The 14,141-nt window shown below is 51.5% G+C and carries 12 protein-coding genes; 8 read left to right on the forward strand and 4 right to left on the reverse strand.

Features of this window, described 5'->3' with window-relative positions; genetic code table 11:
* Positions 1-5: 5 nt before the first annotated feature.
* The 4 genes from B2M23_RS13715 (at position 6) to B2M23_RS13730 (ending at position 3,492) form a co-directional block, all read left to right on the forward strand.
* Positions 6-983 carry an ABC transporter ATP-binding protein gene (locus tag B2M23_RS13715; protein ID WP_038350714.1) on the forward strand — a complete coding sequence of 326 codons (978 nt, stop codon included), beginning with the start codon at positions 6-8 and terminating at the stop codon, positions 981-983.
* Positions 983-1,963, forward strand: a complete 981-nt coding sequence (locus B2M23_RS13720; protein ID WP_038350713.1) for an ABC transporter ATP-binding protein — start codon at positions 983-985, stop codon at positions 1,961-1,963. Before B2M23_RS13715 ends, B2M23_RS13720 begins: the two co-directional genes overlap by 1 nt.
* Before the next feature lie 97 nt (positions 1,964-2,060).
* On the forward strand, positions 2,061-3,125 hold the full coding sequence (locus B2M23_RS13725) for a mandelate racemase/muconate lactonizing enzyme family protein (RefSeq protein WP_038350712.1): 1,065 nt from the start codon (positions 2,061-2,063) through the stop codon (positions 3,123-3,125).
* Between the two features lie 103 nt (positions 3,126-3,228).
* The gene (locus tag B2M23_RS13730; protein ID WP_038350711.1) at positions 3,229-3,492 is read left to right on the forward strand and encodes a hypothetical protein; all 264 of its coding nucleotides are present in this window, start codon (positions 3,229-3,231) and stop codon (positions 3,490-3,492) included.
* Between the two features lie 36 nt (positions 3,493-3,528).
* Here B2M23_RS13730 and B2M23_RS13735 read toward each other — a convergent pair whose 3' ends face one another.
* The 4 genes from B2M23_RS13735 to B2M23_RS13750 form a co-directional block, all read right to left on the reverse strand.
* A complete protein-coding gene (locus tag B2M23_RS13735) occupies positions 3,529-5,877 on the reverse strand; it encodes an ABC transporter permease (RefSeq protein WP_038350710.1) in 2,349 nt (782 codons plus the stop codon).
* Complete coding sequence (locus tag B2M23_RS13740; RefSeq protein ID WP_038350709.1) at positions 5,874-6,557, reverse strand: ABC transporter ATP-binding protein; 684 nt, start codon at positions 6,555-6,557, stop codon at positions 5,874-5,876. Before B2M23_RS13740 ends, B2M23_RS13735 begins: the two co-directional genes overlap by 4 nt.
* 69 nt (positions 6,558-6,626) lie before the next feature.
* Entirely contained in the window at positions 6,627-7,874 is a 1,248-nt protein-coding gene (locus B2M23_RS13745) for a sensor histidine kinase (protein WP_038350708.1), read from the reverse strand.
* Positions 7,875-7,876: 2 nt separating this feature from the next.
* On the reverse strand, positions 7,877-8,572 hold the full coding sequence (locus B2M23_RS13750; protein ID WP_038350707.1) for a response regulator transcription factor: 696 nt from the start codon (positions 8,570-8,572) through the stop codon (positions 7,877-7,879).
* A 166-nt stretch (positions 8,573-8,738) separates the two neighbouring features.
* On the opposite strand from B2M23_RS13750, the gene B2M23_RS13755 reads away from it, so the two are divergent.
* From B2M23_RS13755 to B2M23_RS13770, 4 genes are all read left to right on the forward strand, one after another.
* Positions 8,739-11,357: a C1 family peptidase gene (locus B2M23_RS13755; protein ID WP_038350706.1), complete on the forward strand. Its 2,619-nt coding sequence runs from the start codon at positions 8,739-8,741 to the stop codon at positions 11,355-11,357.
* Between the two features lie 215 nt (positions 11,358-11,572).
* Positions 11,573-12,289 (forward strand): LytR/AlgR family response regulator transcription factor, encoded by a 717-nt coding sequence (locus B2M23_RS13760; RefSeq protein WP_013379542.1) that lies wholly within the window; start codon positions 11,573-11,575, stop codon positions 12,287-12,289.
* 4 nt (positions 12,290-12,293) lie between these two features.
* Positions 12,294-13,712, forward strand: coding sequence for a sensor histidine kinase (locus tag B2M23_RS21275; protein WP_038350705.1), 1,419 nt, complete (start codon positions 12,294-12,296; stop codon positions 13,710-13,712).
* Complete coding sequence (locus tag B2M23_RS13770) at positions 13,709-14,140, forward strand: LptM family lipoprotein (RefSeq protein ID WP_038350704.1); 432 nt, start codon at positions 13,709-13,711, stop codon at positions 14,138-14,140. The genes B2M23_RS21275 and B2M23_RS13770 overlap by 4 nt, the downstream gene beginning before the upstream one ends.
* Position 14,141 lies beyond the last annotated feature (1 nt).

Consider the following 14,141-nt stretch of genomic DNA (forward strand, 5'->3'; position numbering starts at 1 on the left):
ACGACATGAAATTATTAGAAGTAAAAGACCTTAAAACCTATTTCTACACCGATGAAGGTGTCGTTAAATCTGTTGATGGTGTTAGTTTTTCTGTAGATAAAGGCGAAACACTTGGGGTTGTAGGTGAGTCTGGCTGTGGTAAAAGTATCACATCGATGTCGATTATGCAGCTGATTGGAAAGCCGGGGAAGATTGTCAACGGCGAAATTGATTTTAAAGGTGAAAACCTGCTGAATAAAGATAAGGAAGAGATGCGGAAAATCCGTGGCAAGGAAATTGCCATGATCTTCCAGGAACCCATGACCTCCCTGAACCCGGTTTATACCGTTGGACAGCAGATTATGGAAGCGGTCCTGATTCATGAGGATATGACCAAGGAACAGGCCCGGGAACGTGCGATTCAGATGCTGGATCTCGTCAAGATCCCAGATGCCGAAAAGCGTCTTAATTCCTATCCCCATGAGTTTTCAGGCGGGATGCGCCAGCGTGTTATGATCGCCATGGCCCTCTCCTGTAATCCTGAGTTTTTGATCTGTGACGAACCGACAACAGCACTGGACGTAACCATCCAGGCCCAGATTCTTAACCTGATCAATGAACTCAAGGAAAAAACCGGTACTGCGGTCATGATGATTACCCATGACCTTGGGGTTATCTCTGAGGTTGCCGATAACGTTATGGTTATGTACGCAGGCCAGGTCGTTGAATATACTGATGTGGACACCGTGTTTGAAAAACCACTGCATCCCTATACCCAGGGCCTGATTAATTGTATTCCAAAGCTTGGCGGTCAGGAAGAAAAGCTTTCGACCATCAAGGGAATGGTTCCAAGCTTTAACGATATGCCGGAAGGCTGCCTGTTCTGCCCGCGCTGCGAATACGCAAAGGATATTTGCCGCAAGGAACGGCCAGAGATTGTTGACCTTGACGGCCATCAGGTACGCTGCTTTAAATATACCGATCGATGGGAGGAAGAAAACTAATGGCAGAAGAAAAAAACAATGTGTTGCTGGAAGTTAAAGACCTGAAAAAATGGTTTCCCATCAAAGGCAGCGGATTTGGCAAGGAAAAAGCATTTGTCAAAGCGGTAGATGGCGTCAGCTTTACCCTTAACCGCAGTGAAACCCTCGGTATCGTAGGGGAGTCCGGCTGTGGTAAATCTACCATGGGACGCTCAGTTCTCCGTCTCATCGAGCCGACTGAGGGCCAGATCATCTACGAGGGTGAAGATATTATGACCCTGGACCGCAAGGCTCTGCGCGCAAAACGTAAGGAATTCCAGATGATGTTCCAGGACCCTTATGCTTCACTGAACCCGAGAATGACGGTCGGTGAAATTATTGGCGAGCCTTTGGAAATCCAGACCGATATGAACAGCAAGGAGCGTGAAGCAAAGGTTCTTGAGATCATGGACCTTGTTGGGCTCAATACTCAGTATATCCGCCGCTATCCTCACGAGTTTTCAGGTGGACAGCGCCAGAGAATCGGTATTGCCCGGGCAATTATTTTACAGCCAAAGCTTTTGGTGTGTGATGAGCCTGTATCAGCCCTTGACGTTTCCATCCAGGCACAGATCATTAACCTCATGGAGGACTTACAGCACCATATGGGAATTGCCTTTATGTTTATTTCCCATGACCTGAGTGTTGTACGCCATATTTCCGACAAGGTTGCGGTTATGTATCTTGGCCATGTTGTCGAATACGCAGAAAAGGATGAGCTTTACAATAATCCGTCCCATCCTTATACCATTGCATTGCTGTCTGTTATCCCGACGGTTGAAAAAACCAAGAGAGAAAAAATTATTCTTCAGGGTGACCTGCCAAGCCCGGCCAATCCGCCGAGCGGCTGTTGTTTCCATACCCGCTGCTACAAAGCGCAGCAGATCTGTAAGGAATGCACCCCTGAGCTCAAGGATTTAGGCAATGGCCATATGTGCGCCTGCCACTTTCCTGGAAAATAGACCAAAGCAGCATGAATAAAACGCTAAAAGCCTGGAAACCCAGGCTTTTGCGTTGTATACAGGAACTTTAACAGAATAAAGGGAGAAAGTATCTAAAATGAAAATTACGAAAATCAATACTAAACGTGTCAAGATTCCTTTGGTTGAACCATTTCACATTTCTCTGGGCGTTATCACCCACGCAGAACAGATTCTGGTTGAAATTGAAACCGATGAAGGCCTTGTGGGGATCGGGGAAGGCTCAGCCGCTGTCTTGATCAGTGGTGAAACCCTGGAAAGCATTGAAGCTGGCATCCGCATCATGGAAAAGGAAATTATCGGATGCGACCCAATGGATATTGAAAAAATCTACTGGATCATGGACCGTGCCATTGCACACTGTCCTTCGGCTAAAACAGCCATTGACATCGCCTGCTATGATTTGATCGGTAAAATCACAAACATGCCTTTATACAAGGTTTTAGGCGGAAATTCCAATACCTTTGAAACCGATATGACCGTTGGTATCAACGACCCGGCTTATATGGCTGAAAAAGCAAGAACCCATGTGGCCGAAGGCTTCGACACCATCAAAACAAAGGTCGGCACCACTGTGGAAGCAGACGTAGCCCGCGTTAAAGCTATCCGTGACGCAGTAGGCCCGGATGTTAAAATCCGTCTGGACGCAAACCAGGGCTGGACGCCAAAGGAAGCCATCGCTGTTATCAACAAGCTGGCAGACTATGACATCGAGCTGATCGAACAGCCTGTGCCTTACCATGATTTTGACGGTCTGGCATTCGTTACCGCTCACTCTCCAATTCCGATTATGAGTGACGAAAGCGTCTTTAACTCAAAGGATGCCATGAGAGCCATCAAAATGCGTGCGGTTGACCTGATCAACATCAAGCTCATGAAATGCGGCGGTATCCGTGAAGCGCTGAAGATCAACGCTATCGCTGAAGCGGCTGGCGTTGAATGTATGCTGGGCTGCATGGCTGAAGAAAGCAACATCGGTGTCACCGCTGCTGCCAGCCTGGGCGCTGCCATGAAAAATATCACGAGAGCAGACCTTGACGCTCATCTGACCCTGACCGACGTAGCTGTAAAAGGCGGCGTTATCATGGAAAATGGCAAGACCATGATCCTGCCTGAAAAACCAGGTCTGGGACTGGAACGGTAAAAAAATACTGAAAATTCACTTATTTTTCATATAGAGATCAAAAAACCAACGCAGGGGTTGCTTATAATATGAAGCATCTCTAATGATTGCGAGGTATAGCTCTATGAAAAATAATATGTCTAAAGGAAAGATGGCCGCTGCTGTTATCGGCGATATGATGATCATTTTGCTGGTGCTGGGAATTATTGCGTTTTCGACACCCAGTGAGGCCGAAGCGAAAGCCCTTCATACAGAGGAAGTGGTTATTACCGAACAGCTGAAAACACAGACTGAGGCATACGATATTTACCGTTATGTCAAACAGCGGCTCAGCCAGTTTGGAGAGTGGTATCTCTCCGAATTGAACGAAATATTGACCATAAACTAAAGCAGCCGACGTTTTTAAACGTCGGCTGCTGCTTTTCTATTCCGCGTTGACGACATCCACAATGTCCATACGGCGGATTTTTTTTGTTGGACCGATGATGGATAAGAAGGTGGTAGCCAGAGACAAACCGATGATGATGACCAGGGGCAGCCAGGGCAGGCTCCAGGCGTCGCCCCAGCGGGTGGTGATCATCTGGTCATACAGGAAAGCGTGAAGGGGAAGCCCCAGAACCGCGCCGGCTGCACAGCCCACAAGGGCATAGGCGGCCGACTCTGAGGCCACCATCCGCACCAGCTGCCTGCCGGACATCCCCACAGCGCGCATGACGCCGTACTGGTTAATGCGGCTGGAGACGCTGATGTTCATGCTGTTGATGATATTGAAAATGGTGATCAGCGCAATGATGAACAGGAAGCCGTACACAAAGGTAGACATGGTGTAAAAGGCTGAGCGGGCCTCCTGATTGCCCTGTCTGGAATCCGCTACAGTAATGTCATAGCCTGGGGTGCCGCTGTGCGCGCTCTCCGCTGCTGCGACAAGGGCGTTGACCGTGCCCAGGGTGTCATCGCTGGCGGCTTCATTTACCTGCAGGTCGATGACCGTGTAGCCCTGGCCGCCTGTAATGCGGTCAAAGGTATCTTCTGAGCTGATGAGGATCTCGCCGTTTTCCTCTGCGTTAAAGGGCAGGGAGGAAAGCACACCACCCACGGTAACGGTTTTGTCACCGCCTGCGGCTGGCAGGGTAATGGTGTCGCCGGTCTTCCAGTTCTGACGGTTGTCATAGCTGACCAGCACCGTATCAGGATTTTCCCGGACACTGTCAATGCTGCCGTCCACCAGCACCGCTTCGGACCAGTCGAACTGCTGATCTTCGTAGGAGATAAGGCTGATGGCGAGTCCGTTTTTTTCGGGCAGCGGGGCGTATTTTCTGCCAAAAGCCCGCTCGATTCCCGGAACCTCATTAAGCTTTGCGGCCAGGTCATCGGGCAGATAAAGGCCGTCCTCCTCCAGGGCGACTGTAATGTCCGGTGTGCTGGGTTTCAGCGGACGCATGGCATGGGACATAAAATCAATGAACACCGTAAAAGATAAAAAGAGAATAATGCTGATGGCAAAGGAGGCGGCCATCAGAGCCATATTCTTCCGGTTCCCAAAGGCGTGGCTGGTCCCCATGGCGATGTCCACAGGCAGGCGGCTGGTTTTTGCCGCCCGGTGCACCTTGGGCAGATTGCTTTCCATATTGCCGGTAACTGCGTTTAACGGGGATACCTTTGAGGCTTTTTTGCAGGGGGACATGGCCGCCAGAAATACGGTCAGAAAACCGACGATGACACCAGCGGCCAGGCCGATGGGGCTGAGCTGAAACAGGGGCAGGTTGCCGTAAAAGGTTGGGTTGAAATGCCCCACCACGGCGCAGGAAATCCAGATGATGACCGTGCCTGCAAGCAGTCCCATTGGGATGCCCCGCAGACTGAAGCCAAGGCTCTCGCGCCGCACGTATCGGCGGACCTGTTTTTTGGAGGCGCCCAGACAGCGCAGCAGACCAAAAAACTGGATCCGCTCCAGAATACTGATGTTAAAGCTGCTGGAAATCATGATGGTGCCTGCGATCAGTACCAGCAGAAACAGCACCAGCGCAATGCCGTAAAGGGCATAGGCGTAAGGGTCGCCGCTGACGCCGTAGAGCCCAAGAAGCCGCTGGTTTTCCTGAATCTGGCCAGGGGACAGGCCATAGGTAGTCTGGATATCCTCGATACCCGGGCGGATGTCAAGCGCGTTTTTAAACTGAAGGTAATAGACGGTCCGGGAATCCCGGTTTTCCAGACACTGTTTTATACCCGATTCATTGAAAAAAGCAGCGTGCCGGTCTCTTGACTTAAGGGCGGAAAAATCATTGAAGGTACCGCAGATGGTAAAGGTGACCGGCGGGCCGCCCACCGCCTCGGTAGTGACGGTGTCGCCGATGCTCAGGCCAAGCGCATCAAGAAGCTGCCGGTCCACAAGGGCTTCATCCGCTGTCTGAGGAAAGCGCCCCTCACTTACCGTAAGCCCCATCTCAGATGACAGGGCCTCACTGCTTCCCTGGAGCATGAGTTCCCTGCCGCCCAGCGCTGCGCTTGAAGCAGCAGTAAGCCAGCCGGAGACAGCCACGTCGGGCCGAAGGCCGATCATCTGGCCGGCAGCCTCGTCCAGGTTCTTGATGGCGATGTGAAAATTGCCATCCTCCCGGATGGCCCGGTCGACTTCTGCCCGGATAGCCATATCGGCCATGCCGAAGATCGCGGTGACCAGGCAGACCGCAATGGTGATACAGAGCACGGTGATCCGGTTTTTCCTGCGGTGCACCCTTGCGTACTGTGAAACAAGGTCGAGGTAGCTTTTCATTGCAGGGCACCTCCCAGATCGGTGAGGAAACCGTCAGAAACCTGAAGCACCCGGTCGGCCTGCTGCGCGATGGCAGGGTTGTGGGTGATCATGAGAATGGTCTGACGGTAGTGCCTGGAGGTGGATTTGAGCAGAGAGATAACCTCACGGCTGTTTTTGCTGTCCAGGTTGCCAGTGGGCTCGTCGGCCAGAATGAGCATGGGCCGGGTGACTAAGGCCCTGCCGATGGCCACACGCTGCTGCTGCCCGCCGGAGAGCTGCCGCGGCAGGTGGCTTCTGCGCTCCCTTAGCCCGAGAACCTCCAGAAGCTCCTCCACATAGGCCTGATCAGGCTTTTGATAATCGAGCAGGAGGGGGAAGATGATGTTCTGCTCCACGTTTAGCTCGGGAATCAGGTTGTAGGACTGGAAGATAAAACCAACGCTGCGTCTCCGGAAGATGGTGAGCTGCTCCTCCTTCATGGAGAAGATATCCTTGCCGTCGATAAAAACCTGCCCCTTCGTTGGGGTATCCAAAGCGCCAAGGGTATTGAACAATGTGGTTTTGCCAGAGCCGGATTCGCCCACAACCGCCACGAATTCGCCCTTTGTGATATTAAAGGAAACGTTTTTCAGGGCTTCTACACGGGCGTCGCCGTCCCCGTAAATTTTTGTCAGTTTTTTTACTGTGAGTAAATTCATGTTGTTTACCACCTTTCTTGATCTGCTAACAGGATAACACGGGCAGCTTACGGGCAGATGTCCCAAAGCTTACAATTTTGTCATCTTCAAAAAGGTCATGGTAAACAGGGCACCCTGGCCCGGGCTGCTCTCCACCGAGAGCGTGCCCTTATGAGCTTCGGTGATGGCCAGGGCAAGGGGGAGTCCCAGCCCGGCGCCCTGGGTATCCTGGGAGAAGCGGCTGCGGTAAAAGCGTTTGAAAATATGGTGGATATCCTCCGGGTGGATACCGCTGCCGTTGTCCTGGACCGTGATGCGGGTGACTGCTGCGCTCTCATCCCATCCGACTGCGATCCAGCCGCCGGTGCTGGTATGGTCAAGGGCATTTTTTATCAGGTTGCTGACAGCCTCGGTGAGCCAGTCGGGATCATAGAGGAGCCGGGCAGCCGGGCTTCCGGAAAAGCGCAGGGCTTTCTGTTCCCGTCTGGCCCTTGTCTCAAAGCTGTGTGACAAATCCTCCATCATCGCCTGAACAGGCATGAGGACAGGCCTCAGGGTGATGGCGCCTGCGTCCAGACGGGTGATTTTAAGCAGGTTTTGAATCAGGGTTTCCATACGGTTCAGCGAGTCGTTTACCTTATCTGTGAAGCGGGCCAGCACCTCGGGGTCGGCGCCGTCCTCCTGAAGAATTTCATTGTACATTTTCAGGGCAGCCAGCGGTGTTTTCAGCTGATGGGAAATATCGGAGAGGGTATCCTTGAGGAAGGCCTTTGCCCTTTTTTCTGTATCCAGATGGGCGGTGAGGGAGGTGGCCAGGCTGTTGATGTCCGCAAAGAGCTTATACAGGCTGCCATCCGCGTCGCTTTCCAGACGGGCGCTGGTGTTGCCGCCCATGAAGCGTTTGAGCTGAGTTTCGGCCCGGGTGATTGTGCGCTGCTGCGCACGGAAATACAGCACACAGAGCACTGTGACACAGAGGGTGAAGAGAAGCCCGTAGGAAAACAGCGAGAGCATGCTGCTGTACCGAAAGGCCGACAGAAAGGAAAGGTAGGCGGCAGGGGTGTCCGGCGTGTAACCCGCCCGGGTGAGCAGCGCCGAACCGGCCTCGCCCTCACGGGCGGTGAGGTCCCGGGTAAAGACATCAGCGACTTCCTCGGCAGGAAGCCCCTTATCCAGCAGCGCGCCGGCCAGCTCAGTGTCTCTGGTGTAAAGAACACTTCGGGCGCTGGAGGAGAGAGAAAAGGCGATGAGCTGTCCGGCGAGCAGCAGAAAAATCGTCGCTATGCCTAAAGCTGTAAACAAGCGCCGGATATCCCGGTTGTTAAAAATTGTGCTCATGATCAGTCACCAGCGCTTTCGGACTGCCATTTGTAGCCCATGCCGCGCACAGTGAGCAGCCGGGCAGGATGGTTGGGATCATCTTCGATTTTGCTGCGAAGGCGTCTTATATAGACCGAAAGGGTGTTGTCGTCCACAAAATCGCTCGGACTGTCCCAGAGACGTTCCAGAATGGAATTCCGGCTCAGTATCATGCCGGGATTCTGTAAAAACAGGATCAGCAGGCGCTGCTCCGCGGCGGTGAGCTCCAGAGACTGGCCGTTTTTAGTGGCGCTGCCTTTCATCAGATCCACCGCGATGCCGTGGCTTTCGAGGATGGGAGACCGGAGCTTTCGGGCGCGGCGCAGCAAGGCCTTTATTCTGGAAACCAGCTCACCCAGATTAAAGGGTTTGGTGATGTAGTCATCGCCGCCGATGTCCAGACCCATGACAACATTGACCTCCTCATCCGAAGCTGTCAGAAAAATGATAGGCACCTCAGAGTGCCTGCGGACACTGCGGCAGATATCAAAGCCGGTGCCGTCGGGCAGTGTCAGATCAAGCAGAAGCAGGTCAAAGGAGTCCTTTTCGAAAAGGAGAAGGGCCTCCTGCACGGTCTGGGCAACGCGGACATTAAAGCCGTTTTTGACCAGTGTATATTCGAGTCCGTCAATGAGGCTTGTGTCGTCTTCAACTAAAAGGATACGGTTTTGGATCATAAAAAAACCTCCTGTACATAAGTGCTTTTATTATAGCACAGGAGGTCAAATGGTATTCTGAAAAGACAACATTTATTTAAACGGTCGTTTTTCGGTTTAAACGGTATAGAAAGGGATGTCAAAATTAGTTATAATAATACAAAAAGTATCAGAATGGAGGAAAAAAGTGAAAAAGAAATCATTACCCAAATCATGGAAAGGACGAATTACCGCAGCCATCCTGGGCGTAACCCTAAGCTTTACGGCTTTTACCGGCTCTGTTGTGCTGGCAGCGCCGGAGATTCCAGTGGATACTAGCGGTGTCGATAATTATGACGGCGGCCGCCTGCCCGCAGGGCTGGATTCATCCTATTACACCCTGCCCCAGGACACCAACGCCATCACGCCAAGAGGCGTGCCGCTGCCGGAGCAATACGACCTGCGGGATGAGGGACTTGTGACCGGCACCCGGAATCAGAACCCCTGGGGTGCCTGCTGGTCCTTTGGCAACACCTCCAGCATCGAATCCAACGCGGTGCTGAAAGGCGCTGGCAGCGCCGGCAGCCTGGACTATTCCGAGCACTATATGGCCTGGTTTACCTTCCAGCCCTACCAGGGCGAGGGGTATGAGATTGTGGAGGGCGCGGCAAATGTCCTGGACTTTGGCGGACGTCGGCAGATGGCCACAGCGGACACCACAGCCTGGTTTGGACCGATTGATGAGACGCTGGCGCCCTATGTCAACGCCGCGGGAGAACGGGATGACAACGGTATTCCGTTGAAAACCGGTGACTGGAGCCTTCCGGAAAGCCTGCGGGATGAGGCAGAGGAGGTGCACGTGCAGAACGTGGATTACCTGCCTGAGACGGGTGTCTTTAAAGACACAGCGGTGGATAAAGATGGTATAACCTATAAAACCGGTTACTCTTTTGACGAGGCTGCCCTAAAGGCCGTTAAAAGCGCTCTCATGGAAAATGGTGTGCTGGACGTGTCCTACTATGCGGCAAAATCACTTCCAGATCAGGATGAGAATACCACTGAAATTTTTAATACCGAAACCCATGCCCAGTACAGCCCAAGAAATGCCTCGGCCAACCATGAAGTCTCCATTGTGGGCTGGGATGATACCTATGGTGTTGATAATTTTAGCACCACGCCGCCGGGACCAGGTGCGTGGATTGTTAAAAACAGCTGGGGCAAGGGGAACGGTGGCGCAGGCTCTGTGGATGCAGAAGGCTACTTTTATATCTCTTATTATGACCAGACCGTCAGTGAGTTCACTTCCTACCAGGTGGACGTGCCGGAAAACGGTCTGTTCAGTTATGATAATAATTATCAATATGACTTTTTAGGCTATAAGTCCTTTGTGTCCGTTCCGCCGAGCGAGGATAACAGAGGTAACAAGGTAGCCAACATCTTTACTGCGGAAAAGGATGAGGTATTAACGGCAGTGTCCGCCATCACCGTGGATACGAACAGTACCGTCGAGATTGAAATTTACAAGCTTGCCGACGGCGCAGACCTTTCAAACGCGGGCGAGGCGGTTTCCACAATCACTGCCCAACCCACCTACGGCGGCTATCACACCATTGCGCTGAACAAGGATGTTGAGCTAAAGGCCGGCGAACGCTTTGCCGTGGTCGAGACCATTACTGGAGACAGAGGTGGCTATCTGCCGATAGAGATGGGCTATAGCGGTGTTATTACCCAGGGCGGCGGTGGCCAAGTTAAATCCGTTGCCAAGATTGAACCGGGCCAGAGCTATGTTTTTTCCAAGGAAAATGGTCAGTGGATTTGGTCTGACATAGCAGATACGCCTCCAACAGTAGTCGGCGATGAAACCAGTAACTATGGCAATGCTATGATCAAAGCCTTTACCGTCGATCAGGATGGCGCAGTGGCAGCGACTCTGACCGTTGAAAGCCTTGACAGCCAGAAGCAGTCTCTGGGAAGCCAGGAGGTAACGGATTTTGCAGCCCCGGTGCTGCTGCCAGCCGGGACAGAAACGATCCGCCTGAGCGCCACAGCCCAGAACGGAACCGCCAGCCTGAGCGTGGCTGAAAATACCGAAGTTGCCAAGGAAGATTTCCAGAATACGCCCATAGTCCTCAGCCTGACCTCTGAGCCGAGGGGGAACAACGGGGCAGAGTATACCCTGAGCTTTAACATTGAGAAAGTGCTGGTATCTGAAGATGGTAGTACAACTCTAATCGACAATCAGGAGCTGCTGCCAGAGGGAACGATCTTTGATGCCAAAGCGCTGACAAAGGGCGACGCCTACGAACAGGCAAAGAAGACATTGAAGGATGGGCATGACGCTTTTACACTTTATGAAGTTACAACGCTGGATAAGGATAAAAAGCCTGTCACCCTGGCGTCAGGAAAAAACCTGACCATGGAATTCAGACTGCCGGATGGTTACGAAGCGGCTAAAACCAAGATTTATACCATCGGTGATGATGGCAGTCTTAAGGATATGAACGCCGCTGCAAAAACTCCAGAGCCCCAGGCCGCTGTACTGCGTACTGCTGAGGCGGCAGAGTCCAAAACCGTGCTGAGTGTGGATACTAACGTACTCAATGGCACCTATGCTATCGCCGTGGTTAAAAATGACACTTCTGGCGGCACAGATGAACCCCAGCAGGGCAGCGGCGGCACAGAAACCAAGTATGCAGAAGCGCCGGCTCAGCCGGGGGTTCTGACAGGCCTCACATCCGCCGCAAATATCGTACTGCCCATTGGCATTATCGTTTTGGTGATTGTCATTGCGGGTGTTTGGATCTATCTGCGAAGAAAAAATAAATAACGTATACTGAGACCTGGCGGCCTGCCGGGTCTTTTTAGTACGGAATAGAGGCAAAAAGATGATAGGATACAGATGTTGAAGTAAAGGAACAGGTGCCTTTATATGAATGAATCAAGAGAAGATGATATATTTTTAGAGCGTTTATCACTTCATTAATGCTTTTCAAACTACAATTTGCTATAATAGAATCATGAGCAGAAATGGAGTGATTGTAAATGAAAATTTTACTATGCGAAGATAATCCGGCAGATCTGGAAAAAGCCCGGGAACAGATCGAGGCAGCTGCAGAAACCTACCCAGAGGAGAGCATGCTTGAAATCTGCCAAACTGCAGAAGCCTGCAGAGCTTATCTGAAAAGTGAGGTGCCGGATCTGGTTTTTATGGATATCTTTATGGCAGAGACCTCCGGTGTTGATTTGGCCCGTGAAATCCGAAGCCTGAGTACAGATGCAAAGATCGTATTTCTGACCAGCTCTAACGAGTTTGCGGCCGAATCCTACGAGGTTGGAGCCATGGATTATATCCTTAAGCCCCCGACGCAGAGTCAGGTAAAAAAAGTATTTGAAAATTATATGAAAACCCAGAAGTCCCAGAGGCGTTATATTTTAGTCAAGCGGGGCAGAGACGAGGTTAGAATTGAGGAAGCTGGCATTCTTTATGTCAGAACCATCGGCAATGAAACCAGTATCCATACAAAAACCGGCGTCATCAGAGCTTACTATCCTTTGAGAGAAATTGAAAAGCAATTGGACGTCAGCCGTTTTCTGAAAGTCCGAAAAGGGCTGATCACCAGCATGGATTATATCGAATCCATGGAAGGTGATTATTGCGTGCTGAAAAATGGCGAGGAGTATGCCATCAGCCGGAAAAACAAGTCGGAAAACCGAAAGAAATTTTATGACTATCAGTTTTCACAGATTGAAAGGAGGTAAACGGTTGCTCGAATCCAATATTTTTATGAGGTATATTCTTGGCTTCTGGGTGCAGGTGGTGCCTGTGGCAGCCCTTTGCTATCTGGCCTTTGACCCGGAGGATTACCGCCTGAGCGTCAAAAAGACCGCTTTTCTTAACCTGGGGGTCATGCTTCTGCTGTCCATTTTGGAGACTTTTTTGTGGGTCTGGAATGAGCAGTTTCAGGGCACTGATTATGAGGCCGCCTTCAGCGGCAACAGTACCATTTTTTACGGCTTTCTGCTGCTTTGCTTCTTTTTGTTTCTGGCCTGCGTGCGCAGTACTCTGGTCAAGAAGCTGCTGGTCTTCTCGATGGGGTTTGCCTACGCGGTCTTTGTGGCCTCCGGCGCCAACACTTATCTGACTGTTTTTCCTGAAAGCAGTTTTTGGGATGCTTCCCGTGAGGCAGGGGTGATGCTGCAGGGGGGCTCCATCTATGTGATTATCGTGCTGGAGTGTGTGACACTGCCGCTCATGATACTGTTCATGCGAAAAATCGTCCGGCCGGCACTGCGGGTTCTGGATACCAAGACAAGCCGTTATTTCTGCCTGGCCATCATTATTATGCTCATGCTGTACTGCGCGAGCTATACCCGCATCACCTTTAATTTTGACACCGTACTGTTTGTGTTTTACTGCCTGACCCTGTGTGTGTTTGGGTCCTTTGGCATCTTTTTTTACACAGCCGGGCAGATGAACAAAAACAGGGAAACAGAAGAAAAGGCACGCCAGCTGGAACACCAAATCCAGCTTGAGGAGCTCAATTACCGGAATATTGTCGGCAATCTGGAGAATGCCCGCATGCTCCGGCACGATGTGCGACACCATCTGCGGCTCATTGGCGAGCTGGCCGAAAGCGGCAATACCAAAGCTATTCAGGATTATATCCAATCTTACGACGACCGTATCCAGTCTGAGACCACCGTACAGGCTTCCGACAATTATATCTTTAACAGCATCTATCAATACTACCTTGCAAAGTGTGAGGAAAGCGGTATCGAGTTGAACGTGAAGGTAAAGCTGGGGCAGACACCAGGTATTGACCAGGTGGATCTTACGGTTCTGTTTTCCAACATTCTGGAAAACGCCTTTAACGCCTGCCAGAAGGTCGTCGGCCAAAAGCCCTTTATCGACCTGCGGGTAGGGTCGGTGGGCAGTTCCATGGTCATTATCATGAAAAACAGCACCACGATGGTCAGCGAAAAACAGACCCTGACCACCGCAGAACTTCAGCGCCTGAAGGAAAACGGGCGTAAAAGCCTTGGCCTGCAGAGCGTTCAAAGCATTGTGGACGCCCATCACGGGTATGTGGAGTACCACTGCAGCGAGGGCGTGTTCAGCACGAAAATAAGTATCATCTGTGCCGCAAAAGACACCGATGATAGCAGGGAGGAAAGAATATGAAAAAAATAATATCAGGAATGATGGCGTTGGTCCTCTGCTTTACACTGGCGGCCTGCACTGCCGGGTCTGGTACGGGTATCGCAGGAACCTGGAAGGAGGAGACCGCAGCCGAAACAGACCAGAGCGGTTACCAGCTGACTTTTAAGGATGACGGCAGCTTTGAGGAAAGGATTGAGCCAAAAAGCGATCAGGCATCGCCCACCACTGTCAGCGGAAAATACACTGTGGACAGCGGCAGAATAAAGCTGGAGGTCACCAGCTTTTCCGGAGGCGGTATAGAGGCAGAAAACCTCATGAACCTGGGCGCTGGCAGCAATGTGGTGGAGCGGCAGTACGAAATTGAGGGCCAAACCTTGTATCTGTACGAGAGCGAAAAACAGGAGGGCCGTACCGAGAAGGCCTTTGAAGGAAAATTCATCAGAGAATAAA

It is taken from the genome of Eubacterium limosum (assembly GCF_000807675.2).
GTDB classification, from domain to species: Bacteria; Bacillota; Clostridia; order Eubacteriales; family Eubacteriaceae; genus Eubacterium; species Eubacterium limosum.

Coding starts and splice junctions, on each gene's coding strand:
- B2M23_RS13715 (WP_038350714.1), top strand. CDS start 6: ATGAAATTATTAGAAGTAAAAGACCTTAAAACCTATTTCTACACCGAT.
- B2M23_RS13720 (WP_038350713.1), top strand. CDS start 983: ATGGCAGAAGAAAAAAACAATGTGTTGCTGGAAGTTAAAGACCTGAAA.
- B2M23_RS13725 (WP_038350712.1), top strand. CDS start 2,061: ATGAAAATTACGAAAATCAATACTAAACGTGTCAAGATTCCTTTGGTT.
- B2M23_RS13730 (WP_038350711.1), top strand. CDS start 3,229: ATGAAAAATAATATGTCTAAAGGAAAGATGGCCGCTGCTGTTATCGGC.
- B2M23_RS13735 (WP_038350710.1), bottom strand. CDS start 5,877: ATGAAAAGCTACCTCGACCTTGTTTCACAGTACGCAAGGGTGCACCGC.
- B2M23_RS13740 (WP_038350709.1), bottom strand. CDS start 6,557: ATGAATTTACTCACAGTAAAAAAACTGACAAAAATTTACGGGGACGGC.
- B2M23_RS13745 (WP_038350708.1), bottom strand. CDS start 7,874: ATGAGCACAATTTTTAACAACCGGGATATCCGGCGCTTGTTTACAGCT.
- B2M23_RS13750 (WP_038350707.1), bottom strand. CDS start 8,572: ATGATCCAAAACCGTATCCTTTTAGTTGAAGACGACACAAGCCTCATT.
- B2M23_RS13760 (WP_013379542.1), top strand. CDS start 11,573: ATGAAAATTTTACTATGCGAAGATAATCCGGCAGATCTGGAAAAAGCC.
- B2M23_RS13770 (WP_038350704.1), top strand. CDS start 13,709: ATGAAAAAAATAATATCAGGAATGATGGCGTTGGTCCTCTGCTTTACA.